The following is a 20,447-nucleotide window of genomic DNA, read 5'->3' as shown; positions in this document are numbered from 1 at the left end:
GGTCCGTGTTCAGGCGGGCGCGTGCTCAGGCTCCGTCGGGAACACCCGGCGGACCACCCGCTCGGCCGCCCCGCCGTCGTCCCACGGGCAGAACCGCTCCCGGAACCTCGCCCGCGCCGCCGGCTCGGGGTCTCCCGCCAGCAGCGCCGCGGCCAGCCCGTCGGCGTCCACCGTCACCGCGCCCGGCGGCTCCGCGAACAGGTCGAAGTAGACCCCGCGCACCCGCCGGTACTCCTCCCAGTCCGGTGCGAAGACCACGACCGGCCGGTCCAGTACGGCGTAGTCGAACATCATCGACGAGTAGTCCGTGACCAGGACGTCCGCCGCCAGGTAGAGGTCCTCCACGGTCGGGTGCGCCGAGACGTCCACGATCTCGGCCGCCTCCTCGCCCGCCGCGAGGTCGCCCGGGCCGCCGGTGTGGAAGTAGTGCGTGCGCACCAGCAGTGTGAAGCCGGGCCCCAGCCGCCGGGCCAGCTCGCGCACGTCCAGCAGCGGCACGTACCCGCCCCGGCCCTCGCGGTGGGTCGGCGCGTACAGCACCGCGGTGCGGCCCGGCGTCAGCCCGAACCGCTCGCGCATCGCCGCCACTTCCGCCGGGGTGGCGGTGGCCAGCCGGTCGTTGCGCGGGTAGCCGGTGTCCAGCATCTCGTAGCGGCCGGGGAAGGCCCGGGCGAAGTGCTCACTGGTGTGGGGGTTGGAGGAGACCAGGAAGTCCCAGCGGTCGACGGCCTCCAGCAGTCGGTCGAAGTCCATCCCGTCGGCGGCCACCGGGTGGTCCCTGAGGTCCATCCCCATCGCCTTCAGCGGTGTGCCGTGCTGCGTCTGGACGTGCACCGTTCCCGGCCGCTTCGCCATGGTGCGCGGGAAGTTGACGTTGTTCACGAAGTACTTGGCGGTCGCCATCGCCTTGAGGTAGGCGGGGGTGTTGACGATCACGTACGGCACCCCGGCGGGCATCGTGGCCGCCTGCGCGCGGTTCTCCACCACCCACACGCCCCGCACGCCGGGGGCGAGTTCCTTCGCCTTCTCGTAGATCGCCGCCGGGCTGCACGCGTAACCCCGGTGCCAGTACGCCGCGTAGACCGCCAGGTGCTCGTCCAGCGGGAGCCGGCGGAACGCGTTGTACGCGGTGAACCGCGCGCCGCTGCGGACCCCCTTCCTCACCGCCGGGGCGACCGCCCGCGCCCCCCGCTTGAGTTCGCGGGGCAGCCGGCCGGTGCGGCGCAGCTCCGCGTACGCGACCCGGGCGCCGCGTGCCGCCAGCCGGTACTGCACGCCGCGCAGACCACCGGGGTAGCGGTAGCCGGCCGGGCGGTGGCGGGCGAAGTGCTCGGCGATCAGCCGGAAGAAGTCCTTGCGCAGCCCGGCCGGGACGAGCCCCGGGGTGTCGTGGACGGTCAGCGCCTGCTGGACGGTCCGCTCGAAGACGAGGGTGCGCAGGGAGTCCGGCACCGGCCGGCCGGGCCGGTCCGGGCGGTCCAGGAACCCGAAGATCGCGTCGTACTGGGCGAAGACGTCGGCGTGCTTGGGGGAGGCCGTGCTGGTGATCGCGCCGGGGCGGCCGCGCCGGTAGAAGTAGCAGGCGCGGTCGAGGTAGCGCAGCCTCTCGGCGGCCAGCAGGGCCGGGTAGGTGACCGAGATGTCCTCGTAGAAGCCGCGCCCGAAGGAGACGCCGAGGCCGAGCAGGAAGTCCCGGCGGAACACCTTGTTCCACACCGACATCACGGTCCGGAACAGCGCGGGGTGCTCGGCGAGGGTGCAGCCGTCGACCAGCGGCGAGCCGGTCAGGAGGTGACGCCAGGGGTTGGGCTCGGTCCCGCCGTCCGGGTAGACGTGGGTGAAGTCGGTGAGCAGCACGTCGGCGGGGGTCTCGCGGTCGCGCTCCTGGGCGAGCTCGTCGAGGAGCGCGGAGACGGTGCCGTCCGGCAGCCAGTCGTCGCTGTCGACGAACCAGACGTACTGGCCGCGCAGCTCGGGGAGGGCGGCGGTCCGGGCGCCGCCGAGCCCCTGGTTCTCGGTGAGGTGCAGCACGCGCAACCGGGGGTCGCGGACGGCGTACTCGTCCAGGATCGCGCCGCAGCGGTCGGGGGAGAGGTCGTCGACCGCGATCACCTCGAAGCGCGACTCCCCGGCGGGAGTGGCTTCCAGGATCGAGTCGAGACAGCGGGGCAGGTAGCGCTCGACCCCGTGGACCGGGAGCACGATGCTGAGGAGGACTGGCACGCTGGCCGAGTCTACCGAGCGTGGTCGGGGAGCGGATTCGCGCGGTCCGGGGTGGGGCGCGGGCCGCGCCGCGGTACGGGTCGGTACGTGCTCCGGCGCCCCGGTCGGTCCCTGCCGCGGCGCCCGGTCCGGTGATCCGGAGCCGCCGGTGCCGGGCCCCATAGGGGGTGGCACCGGCAGCCTGGTGGCGGCCCGGCCGACCCTCTACGGCCGGCCGCCGGTCCGAGCGCCTCCCGGGCCTGGCCACCGCAGCGTCGAGGTGGCCGGGCAGTGGCTCGGGGGAGCCGGAGTCCTTCATCAGTCGAACGCGCGATTGAGTGATGCTTGCGCGAGGGCGGAGCGCCGCTCGGGCTTGCGCGGTCGATGAAGATATTGCTTGGAGGTTTCCTCCACGTCAATCCCTCGATTGTGTTCACTTTCCGAACGATTCGCACCGGTCGGCCGGGGCGCCGCCGCAGCCGTGCGGCCGGCCGCCGGTCGCGTCCCGGGCCCGCCGGTGGCGATCGGGGCATGATCCCGTGCGCCCGGCGCGTGCCTCCCCGGCAAGCGCCCGGCTCGTGCCCCCACGGCGCCGGTGACGCGCACCCGGTCGTGCACCATCATTGATGCCTAGTCGTGATCGCCCCGGGCGGCCCCTGGTGCGGCGTCAGTTGACGCCGCACGATACGGTGGCAGTACACCAGGACGGTTGCGCGAAGGCCGTCTGTCACGGATAGTCTTCGCCTCACGGCCCTGGCGCCTCGTAGGGGTGGGAATACTGATGGAACACATGCAAGTGCGGTCTCGGCCCCGCGTGCCGGCGATCCAGTGCGGCGTCGGCGCGACCGGCCGTCGGATCGAGCGGCACCTGGCTGTGCTCGGCGCGCCCGCACTCCCGGCGGTGGACACCGCCGAGGCACTCGGGTTGATAAGGGAACTGACGCCGCGCGGCGCCGGCACCCCGACCGCGCCGCGCCGCCACGTGCGGGTGTCGCTGCTGGCGCCGCTGCGCCGGTTGCGACGGAGCCTGTTCGGCGGTCGCGGCTAGGGCCTCCGGCCCCCGCGCCCACCGGGCATCCGGCCCGACGGACCTCAGGGACCGTCGGGTCTTCGGCGTATCCCGGTCCCGTGCCTGACGCGGTGGCGGGTCCGCGACAGCCCCAACCGTTCACCGTACGACACCGCGCGGCCGTGGCGCGGGCAGACGGCGAGGCACTCCCCGGGGTTCCCGGCGGTGGGTGAGGATGGCGGTCATGGCGGACAACATCCACTCCACGTCCCTCCCCTCCACGCCCCTCCACTCCGGCACCTTCCACTCCACCACCATCGAGATCACCACCGGCAGCCGCGAGGTCGCCCTCGACATCACCGGTCGCTGCGCCGAGTTCCTCAACGAACGGGCCGTCGGCCGTGACGGTCTGCTCAACGTCTTCGTGCCGCACGCCACGGCCGGAATCGCCGTCCTGGAGACCGGTTCGGGCAGCGACGAGGACTTCCTCGCGACGCTGCGCGACCTGATCCCCGCCGACGACCGGTGGCGCCACCGGCACGGCAGCCCCGGCCACGGTCGCGACCACGTCGTGCCCGGCCTGGTCGCCCCGCACGCCACCCTGCCGGTGATCGGCGGCCAACTCGCGCTCGGCGTCTGGCAATCCGTCGTCCTGATCGACACCAACGGCGACAACCCGCACCGGACGGTCCGGCTCTCCTTCCTGGGCTGACCGGCCCTCGGCGGCCCCCGGGCAGTGCTCCGGACGGGCCGGCTGTCGCGCGGCGGGTCCGGCCGCCGGTCCGGCCCGGCGCGTCCGGCCCGTCCTGTTGGTTCAACGCGTCCGGTGCGTCCGGTGGCCCGGCCGTACGCGGTGCGCCGACCGTACCCGGCCCGCCGGGGCCGGGAAGGCCCTGGGCCGCCGGGAGGCCGCCGAAGCCACGGCGGCGAGGTAGCGCTCGATGGCGAGGTACTGGCAGAGCACCGCCACCGGACGGCCGAGCCGGGCGTACCAGGAGGCGAGCCGGGCGAACGCCGTCACCTCGAACCAGACCTCGCCCGCGGCGTCCATGGTCACCAGGAACGCCTCCTCGCCGCACTCCGGGTGCCCGGGCAGCGTCCCGTACGCGAACCCGATCCGATCCGGCTCGTCCACCGTCCACACCACTCGGCAGGGGATCACCAACCGGGGCTGCCGCAACCCGGGCGGGCTCAGCCGCAGCAGGACGGTCGCGCCCTCCTCGGCCGGTGCGTACGGGTGGACGGCGAAGCCGCTGCCCAACTGGCTGCCCCAGCCGAGTACGTACCGCCCGGCCCGCTCCAGGACCTCGGGTCCGTGCCCGAGGTGGATCCGTCGCCGCAGGTGCGCGTAGCCGGCGGGCAGCCCGGCCTCGCGGGTCGCGCCCACCTCCGGGTAGGTGGGGGCCGCGGCGCGGGCGGCGAGCAGTCGGCGGTGCAGGGCGGTGGACGATGCGGGCATGGGCCCACCGTAACCGGGGCCGACGGCCGGGAGCGGGGTGGGTGGGTGGACCCGGTCGACCGATGCCGGACCGCCTCCGGACCGTCGCCGCAGGCCCTTCCGCACGGCGGCCCTTCGTACGGCGGCCCCTTCGTACAGCCGGGCCGCCTTCCCGGGCCGCCCTTCCGGGCCGCCTTCCCGGGCCGTCCGTCTGGGCCGCCCGTCCGGGCCGCCTTCCCGGGCCGCCCGGTGCGGTGGCCGGGGTCGGCCTTGCCGCAGGGCGGGGGCGCGGAGTATCAAGGCGGCATGAGTGAAGTGCTGACGAACGACGACAACCCGGTCTGCGCACTCGCCCCCGCCGGGGCCGGTCCGGAGGCGGCCCTGACGCACGACCCGGAGCTGACCGGGCCGCGCGCGGACTGCGTGCTGTGCGGGGAGCCGACCGAACTGCCCGCCGACCACCCCGGCAGCACCCTCTGCCCGGTCTGCGCCTGGCAGCAGGCGCAGCGGATCGCCTGCTCGGGCTGACGGGCTGACCCGCCGGCCGGCGACCTCGACCGTGGCCGGCTCCCGGGGTGAGGCCGCTCGCCGCGAGTCCGGCGCCCGGCGTGCCCCTCCGGGGCCCTGACTCAGGTGTCCTCCCGCCCGGCCGGCGTGAGAGTGGAGCCCCGGCGGCCCTTGCGGACCATCAGCTGGGCCGGGATGCGACTCCTCAGGTCGGCGACGTGGCTGACGATGCCGACCGCGCGGTCCCGCTCGCGCAGGCCGTCGAGGACGTCCATCACCTCCTCCAGCGCCTGCTCGTCCAGCGTGCCGAAGCCCTCGTCGATGAAGAGCGTGTCCAGCGGCATGCCGCCCGCCTCGTCGGTCACCACGTCGGCGAGCCCGAGCGCCAGGGCGAGCGAGGCGAAGAAGCTCTCGCCGCCGGACAGCGTCGAGGTGTCCCGCTCGGTGCCGGTCCAGGCGTCGACCACCCGCAGGGCCAGGCCCGAGCGTTTGTTGCCGTTGCCCCGGCCGTCGCTGTGGACCAGGGTGTAGCGGCCGCCGGACATCCGCACCAGACGGGCGCTGGCCGCCGCCGCCACCTGTTCCAGCCGGGCCGCCAGGACGTACGACTCCAGCCGCATCCGCAGCCGGTTCTCGGTGGAGGTGCCGGCGGTCACCGAGGCCAGCCGGTTGATCCGGGCGTACCGGTCCAGCTCCGGGGCCAGCGCCGCGGCCAGCTCCGTCAGCTGTCGCCCGATCCCGGCCAGGGCCGCGCAGCGCTCGCCGGCCGCCTCGTGCGCGGCGTGGGCCCGACGGAGCCGGTCGGTGGCCGCCAGCAGCGCGGCCTGGGTGCCGGGCAGGTCGGCCGGTGGGCGGGCGACCGCCCCGGCCAGCTCGGGCAGGGCCAACTGCTGCTCCGCCGCGGCCAGTGCCGAGCGGTACCGGGTCAGTCGGGCCTCCAGCCGGTCGCGTTCCTCCCGGGGTAACAGCACGGCCGCCGCCTCCTCGGGGCTCGGGAACCCGGCCGCCACGGTGGCTCGGGCCAGTCCGGCGTCGGCCTCCTTCAGGCGCAGCGCGGCGTCCGCGCAGGTGCGGGCCGCTCCCGCGACCGCCGCCACGCCGTCGGCCAGCCGGGCCAGCACCGACGCCCGGCCGGCCACCGAGGGCGCGCCGCCCCGGGCCGCGGCCACCCGGCGGTCCAGCTCCTCCTGCTCGCCGCCCAGGTCCTGGATCCGGGCGGTCAGCACGGCGGTGTGCTCACCCGCGTCGCGCAGTGCGGCGAGCTGGCGGGCCTGGTCCTGTGCCAGGCGCTCCAGCTCCCGGGTGACCGGGCCCAACCCCTCCGCCACCCGCAGCGCCTCGCGGTGCTCGCGCTCCAAGGTGCCCAGCGCTTCGGTGAGGGCCGTGACGCCCTCCGGCCCGGCCGCCCCGGCGGCGGTGGCCTCGCGCACCCGCAGGCCCGCCAGCTCCCGCTCGGCGGTGTCGGCCGCCTGCTCGGCCCGTGTCTGGGCCGCCCGGGCGCGTTCCTCGTCCGCGGCGCCGATCTGGCCGCTCGCCGGCCGGGCCGGCTCCGGATGCTCGGGCGAACCGCAGACCCGGCAGGCCTCGCCCGCCCGCAGTTGCGCCGCCAGCTCGGCGGCCATGCCGGTGAGCCGGCGCTCGCGGAGGTCCTGGCTGTGCTCGCGGGCGTCGAGTGCGTCGGTGCGCAGGGCGACGGCCCGCGGCTCGGCCAGCGCGATCGCCGCCCGCAGGTCGTCCCGCTGCCGGGCGGCGGCGAGGCGCCCGGTCAGCTCGCCGCGCCGGAGGTCCAGCTGCTCGACCCGGGCGCCGGCGGCCCGGGCGGCGGACCGCTCCTCCTGGAGCGCGGCCAGCCGGCCGTCGAAGTCGGCCAGCCAGTCGGCCGCCTCCTCGGCGAGCTCCTCGGCGCGCCGGCGGTCGGCCTCCAGCGACGCCTGCTCCCGGCGGAGCTCCGCGCAGCGCCACTCGTCGGCGCGGGCCGCCTCCAGCCGGACCAGCTCGGCCCGCAGCCGGTGCTCGGCCGCGGCCAGCTCCTCGGCCTCGGCGCGCGCCGGCACCAGGCCCTCGCCGTCCGGTGCGGCGGCCAGCGCGGCGCGGTGGCGGCGCTCCTCCTCGCGGGCCGCCCGGTGGGCCGCCCCGGCGGCCTCGCGCAGGTGCAGCACCGACTCCACCCCGACGGCCGCCCGGGCAGCGGTCAGCCTGCCGAAGTCCCGCTCCATCGCCGGCGCGCCCTCGGCGAGGCGGGCCGCCTCCTGCGCGGCCTCCCGGTGGCGGCGCTGCCGTCCGGCCAGCTCCTCGGCGGCGCCCCGGGCGGCCTGGGCGGCGCGATGGCCCGCCTCGGCGCCGGCCAGCGCGGCACCGGCGACGGCGAGCTGCTCGGCGGCCCCGCCGCGCAGGATCGCGGCCCAGCCGAGCACCCCGGCGGTGAGGTCGGCGGCGGGGTGCGCCGACTCCTCCTCGGCGGGCACCCAGCCGGCGGCGGGCTCGGCCTGCGGGCCGGCCGCCTGCTCGGCCTTGCTGGCCAAGTCCCGCAGGCGCCGGCGACCGGTCTGGACGGCGGCCTCGTGCGAGCGCCGCTGTTCGGCCAGCCAGGTCTCGACGTGCTGGAACCGCTCGGTGTCGAACAGCCGTCGGAGCAGCTTGCCGCGCTCCTCGGAGTCGCCGCGAAGGAAGCGGGCGAAGTCCCCCTGCGGAAGCAGCACCACCTGGCAGAACTGCTCCCGGCTCATCCCGATCAGCCGGTGGATCTCCTCCCCGGCCTCCTGGTGCGATTTGCTGACCGCCCGCCAGCCCGGCGTCCCGTCGCCGCCGTCGGCGGCCCACTCGCGCAACAGCGTCTGGGCGCGCTCGACGGTCGTCCCCTTGCCGACCTTCTTCGGGCGCAGCTGCTCCGGCAGCCGGGTGATCTCCAGTCGTCGCCCACCGAGCGTCAGCTCCAGCCGGACCTGGGTGAGCCGCCGCGGGTCGGCGTGGTCGCTGCGCAGCCGGTTGGCCCGCCGGGCGCCCGGCACCTCGCCGTAGAGGGCGAAGCAGACGGCGTCCAGCACGCTGCTCTTGCCCGCGCCGGTGGCCCCGCGCAGCAGGAAGAGACCGCCGGCGGCGAGCGCGTCGAAGTCGACCGTCTCGGTGCCGGCGAACGGTCCGAAGGCGGTGACGGTCAGGCCGTGCAGTCTCATCGGGGCAGCTCCGCCTTCCGGTCCCCGGTCTCCCGGACGGTCTCGAAGCCCTCGCGCAGCCAGCCGAGCTCGTCCGCGTCCGGCTCGGCGCCGGGGCGCACGTGCCGCAGGAAGCCCTCGGCGATCTCCAGGTCCGCCCGGCCGCTCACGCGGGCCGCGTAGGAGGGGGAGGCGGCGGCCCCGCTGTCCTCGGGATCGAAGAGCAGCTGCAGGGTGTGCGGGAAGCGTCGGCGCAGCTGCTCCATCGGCTCGGCCGGGCGGCCCGGGTCGGTCAGGGTGGCCTGGACCCAGGACCGCTCGTGCTCGGTGTGCTCCGGATCGGACAGCAGCTCGGCGAGGCGACCGCGCAGCCGGGCCAGCGGGCGCGGCCGCGGGCAGTCGATCCGCTTGGCGGAGACCGTGCCGTCCGCCGCGAGGTCGACCAGCCACATGGTCTTGCGGTGGGTGGCCTCGGAGAAGGAGTAGGCGAGCGGCGAGCCGCTGTAGCGCAGGTGCGGGGCGAGCGTCTGACAGCCGTGCAGGTGGCCCAGGGCGGCGTAGTGCACGCCGTCGAACACGGACGCCGGGACGGAGGCGACGCCGCCGACCGCGATGTCCCGCTCGCTGTCGCTGGGCGCGCCGCCGGTGACGAAGGCGTGCGCCAGGACCACCGACCGGGTGCCCGCCGGGCGGGTCGCGAGGTCGGACCGGACGGCGTCCATCGCCGCCCCTAGCACCGCCGCGTGGCCGCCGCGGGCCAGCCCGAACCGCTCGCGGACCAGCGTCGGCTCCAGGTAGGGCAGCCCGTAGACGGCGACCGGCCCGTGCGCGTCGGCCAGCAGGACCGGCACCGCGCACTCGCCCGGGTCGGTCCGCAGATGCACGCCGGCGCGGCCGATCAGGCCCGCGCCCACCCCGAGCCGGCGGGCCGAGTCGTGGTTGCCGCTGATGAACACCGTCGGCACGCCCAGGTCGGCCAGCCGGTGCAGCACGTCGTCGAACAGGGCGACCGCCTCCAGGCCGGGCAGCGCCCGGTCGTACACGTCGCCGGCGACGAGCACGGCGTCCACGCGCTCGGTCCGGACCACCGCCACGAGGTGGTCCAGGAAGGCGCGCTGGGCGTCGTGCAGGCTCTCCCGGTGGAAGGAGCGCCCGAGATGCCAGTCGGAGGTATGCAGCAGTCGCATGGTCCCCGACCATAACGTCCGGCACCGACAACGCGGGCCGGACCGGGTGTCCCACCGGTCCGAGGGGCCCCTCGGACGCTCGCTCAGGGTGGATTGTCAGTGACGCTGTGTATGTTCTCGATCGCCGGCCGACCCGGGCTTCGGGGCGGCGCCGCCCCGAACCCGTGGGAGGGACCATGTCCGCGCAGTTCCTGTTCTCCGACTCCTCCGATGTGTCCGATCTCTCCGGTCCCTCCGACCTCGCCGACCTCTCCGGCGGCCGCGTCGGCCCCGCGGCCGCCGAGCCTGCCGCGCCCGCCAAGCCCGCCAAGCCCGCCGAGCCTGCCGAGCCTGCCGCGCCCACCGCGCCCGCCGGGCAGGCCGGGCGGGCCTCGTCCGGGCGCTCGGCGGCCGATCGGGGCGTGCGGCGTACGGCGCGCGCCCGGTCGGGGCGGCGGCCTGGGGCGGGCGGGCCGGCCGCCGGTGCCCCGCCGGGTGGCCCGCCGTCCGGCGGTCGGGGCGGGGGTCGGGCCCCGGACGGCCGGGCGGTCGGCCGGGCACCCGGTGGAGGCGGCGGCGGTCCGGGCGCTCCCGGGGCCCGGGCACGACGGCGGGGCGGCTCGCCCGGTGCGCCGCCACCGCAGCCGGTGGCGCTGGCGCTGGCCGTCCGCGCCGCCGACTTCGCCGAGCTGGCCCGGCACGGGCTGTTCGGCGCCCTCGCCTTCCGGGACTATCTGCGCCGGACGGAGACCGGGCTCCGGGCGCTGCGCGGGCAGGGCATCGAGGTGCACCTGCGGGTGTTCGAGCCGGCCGACTACGAGGACTACTGCGAGGCGTTCGGCCTCGATCCCGGGTCGGCGGCCGCGCGCGTCGCGTACGCGGCCGACCCGGAGCTGGCCGGCGAGCCCTTCGTCTACGGCGGCGAGCGGCTGGCCGAGCTGCTCCCGGTGCTGGTCGACGACCACGCGGCCCGGGTGCGGATCTCGATCGCCTGCGCCGCCCTGCTGGACGCGGTCGGCGACGGTCCGTCGGGGCAGTCGCGGCTGGTCGCCGTGATGCACCACGTCACCGCGGTCTACCTGGCGCTGGCCGAGGGCGCCGGGGAGGGCGGCCACCTGCTGACCCTGCGCTGCCACGGGCCGGAGGACGGCGAGCACCTCACCGCGGCGGCGGACATCGGCACCGAGGGCGGGTACCTCTTCGTCGGCGGCCGCAACGCCGAGGCGTTCTGCGCCACCCTGGCGGCAGGGGTGGCCCTCGGCGGTGCGGGCGCGCTCCTGCTGCACGGGAGCGGGAGCGGGAGCGGCAGCGGCAGCGGCAGCGGAGGAGGGGGCGCGGTCCGGGACGGGTCGGCGGCCGACGCCCGGGTGGTGCGCGGCTGGGCCCTGGAGGCCGGACGGCTGCGGCCGATGGCGGCCGGGGAGGTGGCCGACGCGCTCGCCGAGGACGTCGCCCTGGGCGTGCCCGTCCCCGCCGGAGCGGTTCCGTCGCCGGGCTTCCCGCTGCCGGCCGGGCCGCCGTTCGGGATCGGGCCGCCGTTCGGGGCCGGGCCGCCGTTCGGTGCCGCGCCGGCGTCCGATCCGGGGCCGCGGCCCGACGAGCCGCCGTCCGGCCGCGGTGACCTGGGCCGGGAGGGCGGTGGGCCGCTGGTCTGACCACCCGGGTGAGGCCTCCGTGTCCACCAAGCGGCGCTGGGGACTGTTCATCGACCGCCTGTTCGGGGAAGATTTCGGGGAAGATCAACAGCAGAAGCGCGCGGTGCCCCACACCTGCGCTTCACCGCTCCGCCCTGTACCGCGCACGCAGGTCCTCCCCGCGCACCGTCGGTCCGGCGAGCCCGACACCGAGAGGGGGACGCATGAGCCGGATCGAGTACAGCGCGGAGATCGCCGAGCTGCTGGGCAAGGTGCGGCGGCGTCCCACGGCGGGCTGGCCGTGGCGACCGGGCGAGCGGGTGCCGGCCGGGCTGCCGGTGAAGCAGTCGTGGGGCTGGCTGTTCGCGCCCGACGGCCGGGTGCTGACGCTGATCAACCCCAAGGACGGCATCGTCTCGCTCCCCGGCGGCTCGCTGGAGCCCGAGGACGAGGGCGACCCGGGGTCCGCCCTGGCCCGCGAGGCGGCCGAGGAGGCCCAGGCGGTGATCGGCACGCCGTACTACCTCGGGTACCTCTACGACCGGGTCGGTTCGGCGAACGGCGGGCACGAGTGCGCCCGGGTCCGGATGGCCGCCGCGCTCCGGGCCGTCGGTCCCAGTGCGGCGGATCCGGCCTCGGGGCGGCACTACCGGCGGTTGCTGGTCGCGCCCGGGCTCGCGGTCGAGCTGCTCGGCTGGGGCGGGCCCGGTCTGCGCCAGGCGCGGGCGGCGGTCGCGGCCGGCGCCCGGTGGCTCGGGGTGCCCACGGCCGCCAACGAGGCGATCGAGGAGCTCCCGGTCGAGGGGTGCGAGGTCTTCCCCGGCGCGGTCCGGCCGGAGCCGGCCACGTCCGCCCCCGGCCCGGGCCCCGGGGCGCTTCCGCAGGGTTCGGCGGCGGCGCACCCCGGCTCCGACGGTGTCCGGCCGGGCCCCGGCCCCGGCCACCGGGCGGACCGGGAGTGAGCGGATGACGGTGCCGCACCCGGTGGGGCTCTTCCACCACGTCGAACTCTGGACGGACGATCTCGACCTCGCCGAGGCGCAGTGGTCCCCGGTGCTGCTCGCCCTCGGTTGCGAGCCCTTCCAGCACTGGCCCCGGGGCCGGAGCTGGCGCCTGGGCAGCGCCTACCTGGTGATCGAGCAGTCGCCCGCGCTCCTGCCGGGCGGTCATCAGCGCCTGCGCGCCGGGCTCAACCACCTCGCCGTGCACGGGTCGCGCGCGGCGGTTGCCGCCGCGCTCGCGGCCGGGTGGACGGTCCGGGTCGACACCGGCGAGGCGGTGCACCTGATCGACGGTCAGGGCTTCGAACTGGAGATCGTCCGCACGCGGGATTCGGCTCCGGCGCCGGCTCCCGTGCCGGGTCCGGAAGCTCTTGACGTACCGGATCCTGACGCCGCCCCGGGCGGGTGAGCGCGCGACGGCGGAGCGGCCGTCCCTCGAACGGGGTACCTGTCGGCGGCGCCGCCGGGGCCTGATCAGCGCACTTCCGGTTGCCCGCAGGTGAGTTCACTCCACCGTTGTCAGACTGACCGTCAATTGCCTTGGCATGACCACTTCCCCGGGACCCTACTGCCTGGTATCACAGGTGTGACTCACGTCACTCATCGGAGGTGTCATGCTACGCCCCACCCGTGCCATGTCCATGGTCGCCCTCGCGGCCCTCCTGACCCTGACCACCCTCTTCACCGCCTCGTCCGCCCACGCGGCCGGCGTCAACTACGTCGCCCTGGGCGACTCCTACGCCTCCGGCCTGGGCTCCGGCAGCTACACGAGCGAGAGCGGGAGCTGCAAGCGGAGCACCAACGCCTACCCCTACCTCTGGAAGAACGCGCACGCGCCGTCCTCCTTCTCCTTCGTGGCCTGCTCCGGTGCCAGAACCGGCGACATCCTCAACAACCAGCTCTCGGTCCTGAACTCCGGCACCACGCTCGTCAGCATCAGCGTCGGCGGCAACGACGCCGGCTTCGCCAGCACCATGCAGACCTGCGTGCTGGACTCGGAGAGCGCCTGCCTCAACGCCGTCGCCACCGCGAAGGCCTACGCCACCAACACGCTGCCCGGCCAGCTCGACCAGGTCTACGCGGCCATCCACGCCAAGGCGCCCAACGCCCGCGTGGTGGTGCTGGGCTACCCGCACCTCTACAAGATCGGCGGCAGCTGCATCTTCGGCATCGGTGACACCAAGCGCGCCGCGATCAACGGCGCCGCGGACACCCTGGACGGCGTCATCGCCAAGCGGGCCGCCAACGCCGGCTTCGCGTTCGGCGACGTCCGGGGCGCCTTCACCGAGCACGAGATCTGCGGTTCCCAGACCACCTGGCTGAACAGCACCACCCTGCCCGTCGAGGAGAGCTACCACCCGAAGGCCTCCGGGCACTCGGGCGGCTACCTCCCGGTGTTCTCCGCGCAGGCCTAGCCCGCGCCGGCGCCGGCCGTCCGCACCCCTGGCGTGGGTGCGGACGGCCGGCGCGTCGGCTCAGGCCCGCGGTGGGAACGGGATGCCGGCGAGCACCGGCAGCAGCTCCCGTTCCTCGTGGTCCAGGTGCGCCTCCAGCTCGGCGGACAGCCGGGCCAGCTCCGTCCGGAACCGCTCGGGCTCGGCCGTCCCGATCCCGGCCAGCAGCCCCACCAGCGCTTCCTTGATCCGGCCGACCGAGCGGTGCTCCTCACCCAGTCGCGCGAGCGTCTCCCGCAGCCGCGGGTGGCTCCGCGCCAGTGCGGGGAAGATCGCGGCGTCCTCGCCGGTGTGATGGTGGGACAGTCCCTCGCAGAGTGCGAGGCAGTGCTGCCGGATCTGCAGCCCGAGACCCGGCGGCCGGCCGCCGGCCGCGGGCCCGGCGGCGAAGTGGGCCTCCGTCTCGGCCCGGACGTGCCGCAGTTGGGCGCGCAGCCAGGTGTGCACCTCCAGCAGCTTGTCCGCGAGGGTGGTCACCGCGTGCGGCTCGGCCGCCGACCGCTCCAGGGCCACCACCGGCAGCAGTCGCGCGGTGTGCGTCTGGTAGTCGCCGTAGCCGGGTGCGGCGCGCACGACCGCCTCGAACAGCCGGTCCCGCCGGGCACCCTCGGCCGGCACCGCGACGGCCTCGAACACCTCGGTGCCGAGCTCCACCCGCACCATGGGGTGGGCGAGCAGATTGCGGTACCACTGCGGATGGTCCAGTGCCCCGGCCGCCGAGGCGACGACCAGCAGCAGGCCGTCCGCGCGGACGTACCCCAGCGGCACCGTGTGTTCCCGCCCGGTCCGTTCGCCGGTAGTGGTGAGCAGCAGCAGGTCGCCGCCCTCGAAGGGGCCGCCGACCTGGCCGGCGTTGGCCCGGAATTCCTCGATGATCGTTTGATTGAAGGACATGGGCATGCGTGGTGTGAAGCTCCAGGGGGGTGAGGGCCACAGCCGGCCGGCACGCGCTCAGGACAGCACGACGACGAAGCTGGCGCGCGCGGAAGACAGCTGCGGCGGCTTGTGTCAGATCAGGGGAGCGGAGAAAGAACTCATCGCGCGTCGTCCCTCGGTGAAAGGTGCCCGCTCGGTCGCCGGCCGGCCCAGTTCTCTTTGGCCGACACCACGCTGCACGCCCTCATTCAAACCACCGGGTCCACCCCGTGTCAACGGGCGAGATCATGTCCGCGGAGCCAGCCAGTGGCCGGTCGGAGCGCTCAGGGTGTTCGGGGCCGTGTCGGCGGACGGCCTCGGCTGTCGGCCGTCCGCCGGGGCGGTCCGAGCTCGAAGCGGGAACGTCGTCGCAAGGCGCCGCCGCTCCCGTTGGGAGCGGCGGCGCGTCTGTCAGAGTTCGCCGGCGATGACACCGGTGCGGAAGGCGTGCCATTCGCTCTCGGTGAAGAGGAGGGCAGGGCGGTCGGGGTTCTTGGAGTCCCGGACGGCCCGCGCGCCGCCGGGCAGAACGGCGACCTCGACGCACTCGTGCTCACCCGCGCTGGCCGACGACTTCGCCCACACGGCTTCGGAGATGTCGATGCCGTACAGGTCGGCCTTGGAGGAATCGGTGCTCATGTGCGTGTTCCTTCGTGTAGGCGTGTGATGAGCGCGAGCGAGTCATCCGTGGAGAGTGCCGTGGCGACGATCCGCTCGTACGCGGCGGCGTACGTCTTCACACTGTCGGCCGCCTCAATGTAGGACGCGCCGAGCAGGTTCTCCAACACCACGACCCCGGGCACGCGGCCTGGGAAGCCGATCAGGTTGAAGGCGCCGGCGCCGCCCGGGTGGGGCGTGGAGTTGAGGGGCATCACCTGGATGGTGACGTTCGGCAGTTCGGATGCGTCCAGAAGGCGTTGGAGCTGGTCCAGCATCGTGGCCGGCCTTATGGCGAAGCGTTGGTGAAGAACCGCTTCCTGGATCACTGCCCAGAGCTGGACGGGCTGCGAGGGGCGTGTGAGCACCGCCTGGCGCGCCAGGCGTACTTCGGCGAGGGCGGCGACCTCTTCGGGAGTGCGAACAGTGTTGCCGAGGATGGTCTCGCGCGCGTAGGCGGCGGTCTGCAGCAAGCCCGGGATGACCCCCGAGGCGTAGACGCGGATACTTTCGGCGTCTTCCTCCAGCGAGATGTAGTCCGCGTAGGCAGGCGCGAGGACGCCACTGTAGGTCTGCCACCAGCCGCGCTTGCCCGCATCGCGAGCAAGCCCCTGAAGGGCGGTGACCACCTCGGCATCGTGTTGGCCGTAAGCGGCGAGGAGTTGGGCGATGTCAGATGGGCGAATCGACTGAGTGGCGTTCTCGATCTTTGACATCTTCGGGGCTTTCCACCCCATGGTCACGGCGGCCTCTTCGAGCGTGAGACCGGCCTGGTGGCGGAAGTGTCTCAGCGTCGAGCCCAGGCGGCGACGCCGGACGGTGGGTACCAGAGGTGCGTTCGGCATGGGCGCAGTGTGGCACTCGGGGCGCGCGAACAAGGGGGGTTCACTCCAGTTCACCCGTACAAGCAGGTAGAAAACTTGCTGAAGTGGGTCGAAAAACTGCATCCTGACCATAGGTAGCTGGCCGCCAACGCAAAGTGATCGGCGGCGAGTTGGAGGAGAGAACCTTTGAAACCTTTGTTCAGGGAGCGGCCCCATGCCTGAAAGCGGACATGTGCTCGCCCGAGCCCGGTCGGTTGAGCTGCCTCGTTCCGTTCGGGAGGTGGTGGAGGCGGAGCTGAGGTGTCCGGTCCAGTCGGCCAGGTCTGTCAGGGCGAGTTCGGACTGCCATCTGGCTGTGCGCCTCGCCGCAACGGATGGGGCACGTGTTTACGTCAAGGGTGCCCGAGTTGACGATCCGCGTGCGGAGGCCCTGTGGCGCGAGGCGGAGGTGAATCCCTACGTCACCCGGGTGGCGCCGAGGCTGCTCTGGCGGGTGGAGGTGGACGGTTGGCGGCTGCTCGGATTCGAGTATGTCGAGGGACGTCCTACCGCGTACGGGCGCGGGTCGCGGGATCTGCGGCAGATGGCCGGGCTGCTGCGGAGGCTGGCCCGGCCGGTCCCTCCGGAAGTGCTGTTGCCGCGCGCGGAGGAGCGGTGGGCCGCCTGTGTCGACGACCCCTCCGTGCTCGCCCGGTTCGCGGGGGACGTGCTGCTGCACACGGACCTCGCGCGCGAGAACGTGCTGATCCGGGGCGGGCGCACGCGGCTGGTGGGCTGGGCCTCGGCCATGCGGGGGGCGGCGTGGATCGAACCCGCGCTCTGGGTGCTCCGGCTGATCGCCGAGGGCGGTCAGCCGGCGGCGTACGCGGAGGGTTGGGCGTGCGGCATTCCGGCCTGGGAGGAGGCCGACCCCGAGGTGCTGGACGCCTTCGCGCTGGCGGGCGTCCGGCGTTGGGAGGATGACCCGGTGCTGGGGCCGGCCGCCTGGGCGGCGGCGAGGGCGCGCTGCAGGTCGCCGGCGAGGGTGTCGGTCCAGTGCATCAGCACGACGTCGCCGGGGGAAAGGGTGCCCTCGTGCCAGATGTTGGAGGCGCCCCAGCTGAAGTCGGCGTCGGCGGTCAGCACGTTCCGCATGCCGCAGTTGGCGGCGGCCTGGAGCACGTCGGCGTTCCAGGTGAAGTACGGCGGGCGGAAGACGGTCGGCGCGGTGCCGAAGGTGCGGGTCAGGGCGTCGCGGGCGTCGCAGATCTCGACCTGCTGCTCGGCGGGGGAGAGGGTGGTCAGGTCCGGGTGGGAGACGCTGTGGTTCTGCACGGACGAGCCGGGCACGGCGGTGACGCGCCGGAAGAAGTCGGGGTCGGTGGCGGCCGGCATCGGCAGCGGGAAGGCGGTGATCGGCAGCTTGTGGTCGGTGATGAACTTCTCGGCCTCGGGGGTGCGCTGCCAGCCGTCGTCCACGGTGAAGAAGACCACCCGGTCGCTGGTCGCCACCGAGCCGGCGGCGGTCGCGGGGGCGGGGGCCGGGCCGTCCACGCGGACGTCGTCGACCGCGAACGGGCCCTGCTGGTACCAGCCGTGGACGTACAGCCGCACGGTGCGCGCGGTCGGGCCGGTGGTGAAGCGGGTGGTCAGCTTCTGCCAGCCGCCGTTGGTGGTCTCCGTCCAGGCGGGGGCGACGTCGCGGCCGGTGCCGGTGGCGCCCAGGTAGACGAACGCCCCGCGCACCCAGGCGGAGGCGGTGTACGTGGTGTTGGGCTGGACGGAGACGGTCTGCGCGCACTCGCCGTTGGAGTCGTCGCCCGCCGGGGTGACGGCGAGGGCGGAGCCGCCGGAGTGAGGGGCGGTGGTGGTGACGGCCGCCTCGGCCGGGCCGCCGGCGCAGCGCCAGCCGGGGACGCTGCCCCAGTCGGCGAGCGAGGAGGCGGGGATCTCGAAGCCCGGGTTGGTGGCCAGGTTGACGGTGGGTGCCGCGGGTGCGCCGGGCGCGGAATCGGCGGAGGCCGGGGCGGCGAGGCCGCAGACGGCGAGCAGCGTGCAGGCGGCCAGCGCCGACAGGCGCGAGGACATGGACACGTGGGACTCCTGCGTGGGGGCAGTGGGGAACACACCCGTGGGGAGGGCGCGTGGAACGGGGTGGAGCGCTCCCCGAGGGGTGGGAGCCGGTGGCGTGCCGCACTCGGACCGAGGCAAAACAATGGACTGGACCACTCGGATCGTCAAGGGACCGGAGGGTCAAGAACGGACCGCAGGCCGTGCCGCAAAAGGGACGAGACGCACCGTCAGGGGGTGTACAGCTCCTCGATGTCCGGTCGGTAGTACTCCGCGATGGCCGACCGGCGCAGCTTCAACGAGGGCGTCAGCAGGCCCTGGTCCACGCCGAACTCCCTCGGCAGCAGGCGGAACGCCCGGATCGACTCGGCGCGTGAGACGGCGGTGTTCGCGGCCGCCACCGCCCGCTGGATCTCCGCGTGCAACTGCTCGTCGGAGAGCACCGCCCACGGGTCCAGCTGCTCCCGCCCGTGGGACTTCAGCCAGTGCGCCAGCGCCGGCGGGTCGAGCGTGATCAGCGCGGCCACGTACGGGCGGTCGTCGCCGACCACCAGGCACTGCGAGACCAGCGGGTGCGCCTGGACCCGCTCCTCCAGTGTGGCCGGGGCGAGGTTCTTGCCGCTGCTGGTGACGATCAGGTCCTTCTTGCGCCCGGTGAGGGTGAGGTAGCCGTCCTCGTCCAGCCGGCCGAGGTCCCCGGTGCCGAACCAGCCGTCGTACAGGGACTCCTCGGTGCACTCCGGGTGGTTGAGGTAGCCGCCGAAGACACCGGCACCGCGCACCCACACCTCGCCGTCGTCGGCGATGGCCACCGAGGCGCCCGGCACCGGCCGGCCGACCGTGCCCAGCTTCTGCCGGCCGGCCGGGTTGGCGGTGATCGCGGCGGAGGTCTCGGTGAGGCCGTAGCCCTCGTACAGGTCGAGGCCGATGCCGGTGAAGAAGAGGGCGAGGTCCCGGTCGAGGGTCGAGCCGCCGCACATCACGCCGCGCACCCGGCCGCCGAGCACGGCCCGCAGCCGCTGGTAGACGGTCCGCTCGTACGCCAGGTGCCGCAGCCTCAGCCGGGGGCCCGGCCCGGGGCCGTGGCCCAGCGCGCGCTGTTCGCGGGCGCCGGCCCACTCGACGGCCACCTGCCGTGCCTGCTCGAAGAGTTCGCCCCGCCCGGCCTCCTCGGCCGTCCGCCGGGCCTGCTGGAAGACCTTGTCGAAGACGTAGGGGACGAGGTGCAGGAAGGTCGGCCGGTAGGAGGCGAGCGCGGGCAGCAGGGCCTCGGTGGAGACCTCGGGGATGTGCCCGATCCGGAAGCCGCCGCGGACCGCCGCGATCTGCACCATCCGCCCGTAGACGTGCGCCAGCGGGAGGAACAGCAGGGTGGAGGGCTGGCCGCCGCCGGTGTCGGCGAAGACCTGGGCCCAGCCGTCGAGCAGGGCGTCGGCCGAGGAGGCCAGATTGGCGTGGGTGAGCAGGCAGCCCTTGGGCCGGCCGGTGGTGCCGGAGGTGTAGACGACGGTGGCGACGTTGTCCGCCGAGACGCCGAGCCGCTGGCGGTGGACGAGCGAGTCGGGCACCCCGCGCCCGTCCTCCGCGATCGAGGCGACGCAGCCCCGGTCCAGTTGCCAGATGCCGGTGAGGTCGGGCAGCGCGTCACAGACCGCGCCGACCGTCATGGCGTGGTCCTCGTCCTCGACCAGGCAGGCCACCGCCTGGGTCTCGGCGAGGATCCAGCGGACCTGTTCGGGCGCCGCGGTCGGGTAGATCGGGACGGTGATCGCGCCGATCGACCAGAGCGCGTAGTCGAACAGGGTCCACTCGTAGCGGGTGCGGGACATCAGCGCGACCCGGTCGCCGTACCGGACGCCCCGGGTCAGCAGGCCCTTGGCCAGCGCCAGGACCTCGTCCCGGAAGGCGGTCGCGGTGACCTCCCGCCACTGCGGGTCCCCCTCCGTCCGGCGGACGAACTGGACCAGGCCGGAGGTGCGTTCGGCGGTGTCGTAGAGCGAGTCGGCCAGCCCGCCGGTGGCCGGGGGCCCGGCCGGGTCGGGGGAGGTGAACTCGCGCACATTGCCCCCGATCCCGTTGTGGCCCCTGCCTGCCGGGCCCGTACGGGCGTCCGGATCGGCGGCGCGCTGAACGGTCGGGCAGGTGGAGCGAAACTATCGGATTGCTCTGTCACTGCCCAGGGTTGTGACCGTGACGCGACGAGATCGGCACCTGCCCGTGTGGAAAGTGCCGTAGCCGGGGATGGCTGGGAGGGGTGCCGGAGGGGCGAATCCGGGATGTCCGGGATGATTCGGACATGATCGGGTCGGGGGTGCGGAGAGGGCGGGTTCGACCCTCGAACGAGTGGTCAGGGCGTAGTAGGCTCTCGCAGACCTGCGGCCGGGGGCTTCCGTCCGGGGCCGGTCCGACCACCGGGAACCCCGAGCGAGACCCCGGACG

16 protein-coding genes are annotated in these 20,447 nt (G+C 74.7%); 7 read left to right on the top strand and 9 right to left on the bottom strand.

Features of this window, described 5'->3' with window-relative positions:
* Positions 1-9: 9 nt before the first annotated feature.
* Complete coding sequence (locus ACFXHB_RS01855) at positions 10-2,223, bottom strand: CDP-glycerol glycerophosphotransferase family protein (RefSeq protein WP_380571330.1); 2,214 nt, start codon at positions 2,221-2,223, stop codon at positions 10-12.
* 760 nt (positions 2,224-2,983) lie between these two features.
* Between ACFXHB_RS01855 and ACFXHB_RS01850 the strand changes: the two genes are divergently transcribed.
* Positions 2,984-3,250 carry a hypothetical protein gene (locus ACFXHB_RS01850; RefSeq protein ID WP_380571329.1) on the top strand — a complete coding sequence of 89 codons (267 nt, stop codon included), beginning with the start codon at positions 2,984-2,986 and terminating at the stop codon, positions 3,248-3,250.
* A 205-nt stretch (positions 3,251-3,455) separates the two neighbouring features.
* Positions 3,456-3,923, top strand: coding sequence for a YjbQ family protein (locus tag ACFXHB_RS01845; RefSeq protein ID WP_380571328.1), 468 nt, complete (start codon positions 3,456-3,458; stop codon positions 3,921-3,923).
* Positions 3,924-4,025: 102 nt separating this feature from the next.
* Here ACFXHB_RS01845 and ACFXHB_RS01840 read toward each other — a convergent pair whose 3' ends face one another.
* Positions 4,026-4,670: a DUF1990 family protein gene (locus ACFXHB_RS01840; RefSeq protein ID WP_380571327.1), complete on the bottom strand. Its 645-nt coding sequence runs from the start codon at positions 4,668-4,670 to the stop codon at positions 4,026-4,028.
* A 285-nt stretch (positions 4,671-4,955) separates the two neighbouring features.
* On the opposite strand from ACFXHB_RS01840, the gene ACFXHB_RS01835 reads away from it, so the two are divergent.
* Positions 4,956-5,177, top strand: a complete 222-nt coding sequence (locus tag ACFXHB_RS01835; protein WP_380571326.1) for a hypothetical protein — start codon at positions 4,956-4,958, stop codon at positions 5,175-5,177.
* A 101-nt stretch (positions 5,178-5,278) separates the two neighbouring features.
* On the opposite strand, the gene ACFXHB_RS01830 is transcribed toward ACFXHB_RS01835, so the two are convergent.
* Entirely contained in the window at positions 5,279-8,329 is a 3,051-nt protein-coding gene (locus tag ACFXHB_RS01830; protein ID WP_380571325.1) for an AAA family ATPase, read from the bottom strand.
* A complete protein-coding gene (locus tag ACFXHB_RS01825; protein WP_380571324.1) occupies positions 8,326-9,495 on the bottom strand; it encodes an exonuclease SbcCD subunit D in 1,170 nt (389 codons plus the stop codon). Before ACFXHB_RS01825 ends, ACFXHB_RS01830 begins: the two co-directional genes overlap by 4 nt.
* A 176-nt stretch (positions 9,496-9,671) precedes the next feature.
* Here ACFXHB_RS01825 and ACFXHB_RS01820 point away from each other — a divergent pair, with 176 nt between their 5' ends.
* From ACFXHB_RS01820 to ACFXHB_RS01805, 4 genes are all read left to right on the top strand, one after another.
* Entirely contained in the window at positions 9,672-11,129 is a 1,458-nt protein-coding gene (locus ACFXHB_RS01820; protein WP_380571323.1) for a hypothetical protein, read from the top strand.
* Positions 11,130-11,332: 203 nt separating this feature from the next.
* Positions 11,333-12,070: a hypothetical protein gene (locus ACFXHB_RS01815; RefSeq protein WP_380571322.1), complete on the top strand. Its 738-nt coding sequence runs from the start codon at positions 11,333-11,335 to the stop codon at positions 12,068-12,070.
* Between the two features lie 4 nt (positions 12,071-12,074).
* Positions 12,075-12,518, top strand: coding sequence for a glyoxalase (locus ACFXHB_RS01810; protein ID WP_380571321.1), 444 nt, complete (start codon positions 12,075-12,077; stop codon positions 12,516-12,518).
* A gap of 205 nt (positions 12,519-12,723) precedes the next feature.
* A complete protein-coding gene (locus ACFXHB_RS01805) occupies positions 12,724-13,524 on the top strand; it encodes an SGNH/GDSL hydrolase family protein (protein ID WP_380571320.1) in 801 nt (266 codons plus the stop codon).
* 60 nt (positions 13,525-13,584) lie between these two features.
* Here ACFXHB_RS01805 and ACFXHB_RS01800 read toward each other — a convergent pair whose 3' ends face one another.
* From ACFXHB_RS01800 to ACFXHB_RS01780, 5 genes are all read right to left on the bottom strand, one after another.
* Positions 13,585-14,463, bottom strand: coding sequence for a nitroreductase/quinone reductase family protein (locus tag ACFXHB_RS01800; RefSeq protein WP_380571319.1), 879 nt, complete (start codon positions 14,461-14,463; stop codon positions 13,585-13,587).
* 426 nt (positions 14,464-14,889) lie between these two features.
* The gene (locus ACFXHB_RS01795) at positions 14,890-15,117 is read right to left on the bottom strand and encodes a DUF397 domain-containing protein (protein WP_380571318.1); all 228 of its coding nucleotides are present in this window, start codon (positions 15,115-15,117) and stop codon (positions 14,890-14,892) included.
* On the bottom strand, positions 15,114-15,980 hold the full coding sequence (locus tag ACFXHB_RS01790) for a helix-turn-helix domain-containing protein (RefSeq protein ID WP_380571317.1): 867 nt from the start codon (positions 15,978-15,980) through the stop codon (positions 15,114-15,116). Before ACFXHB_RS01790 ends, ACFXHB_RS01795 begins: the two co-directional genes overlap by 4 nt.
* An 828-nt stretch (positions 15,981-16,808) precedes the next feature.
* A complete protein-coding gene (locus ACFXHB_RS01785; RefSeq protein WP_380571316.1) occupies positions 16,809-18,026 on the bottom strand; it encodes a polysaccharide deacetylase family protein in 1,218 nt (405 codons plus the stop codon).
* A gap of 212 nt (positions 18,027-18,238) precedes the next feature.
* Positions 18,239-20,068: an AMP-dependent synthetase/ligase gene (locus ACFXHB_RS01780; RefSeq protein ID WP_380571314.1), complete on the bottom strand. Its 1,830-nt coding sequence runs from the start codon at positions 20,066-20,068 to the stop codon at positions 18,239-18,241.
* Between the last annotated feature and the right edge of the window lie 379 nt (positions 20,069-20,447).

The sequence above is a fragment of the Kitasatospora sp. NPDC059327 genome (genome assembly GCF_042752535.1).
GTDB lineage: Bacteria > Actinomycetota > Actinomycetes > Streptomycetales > Streptomycetaceae > Kitasatospora.
This window is presented reverse-complemented; position numbering and strand designations above follow the sequence as displayed.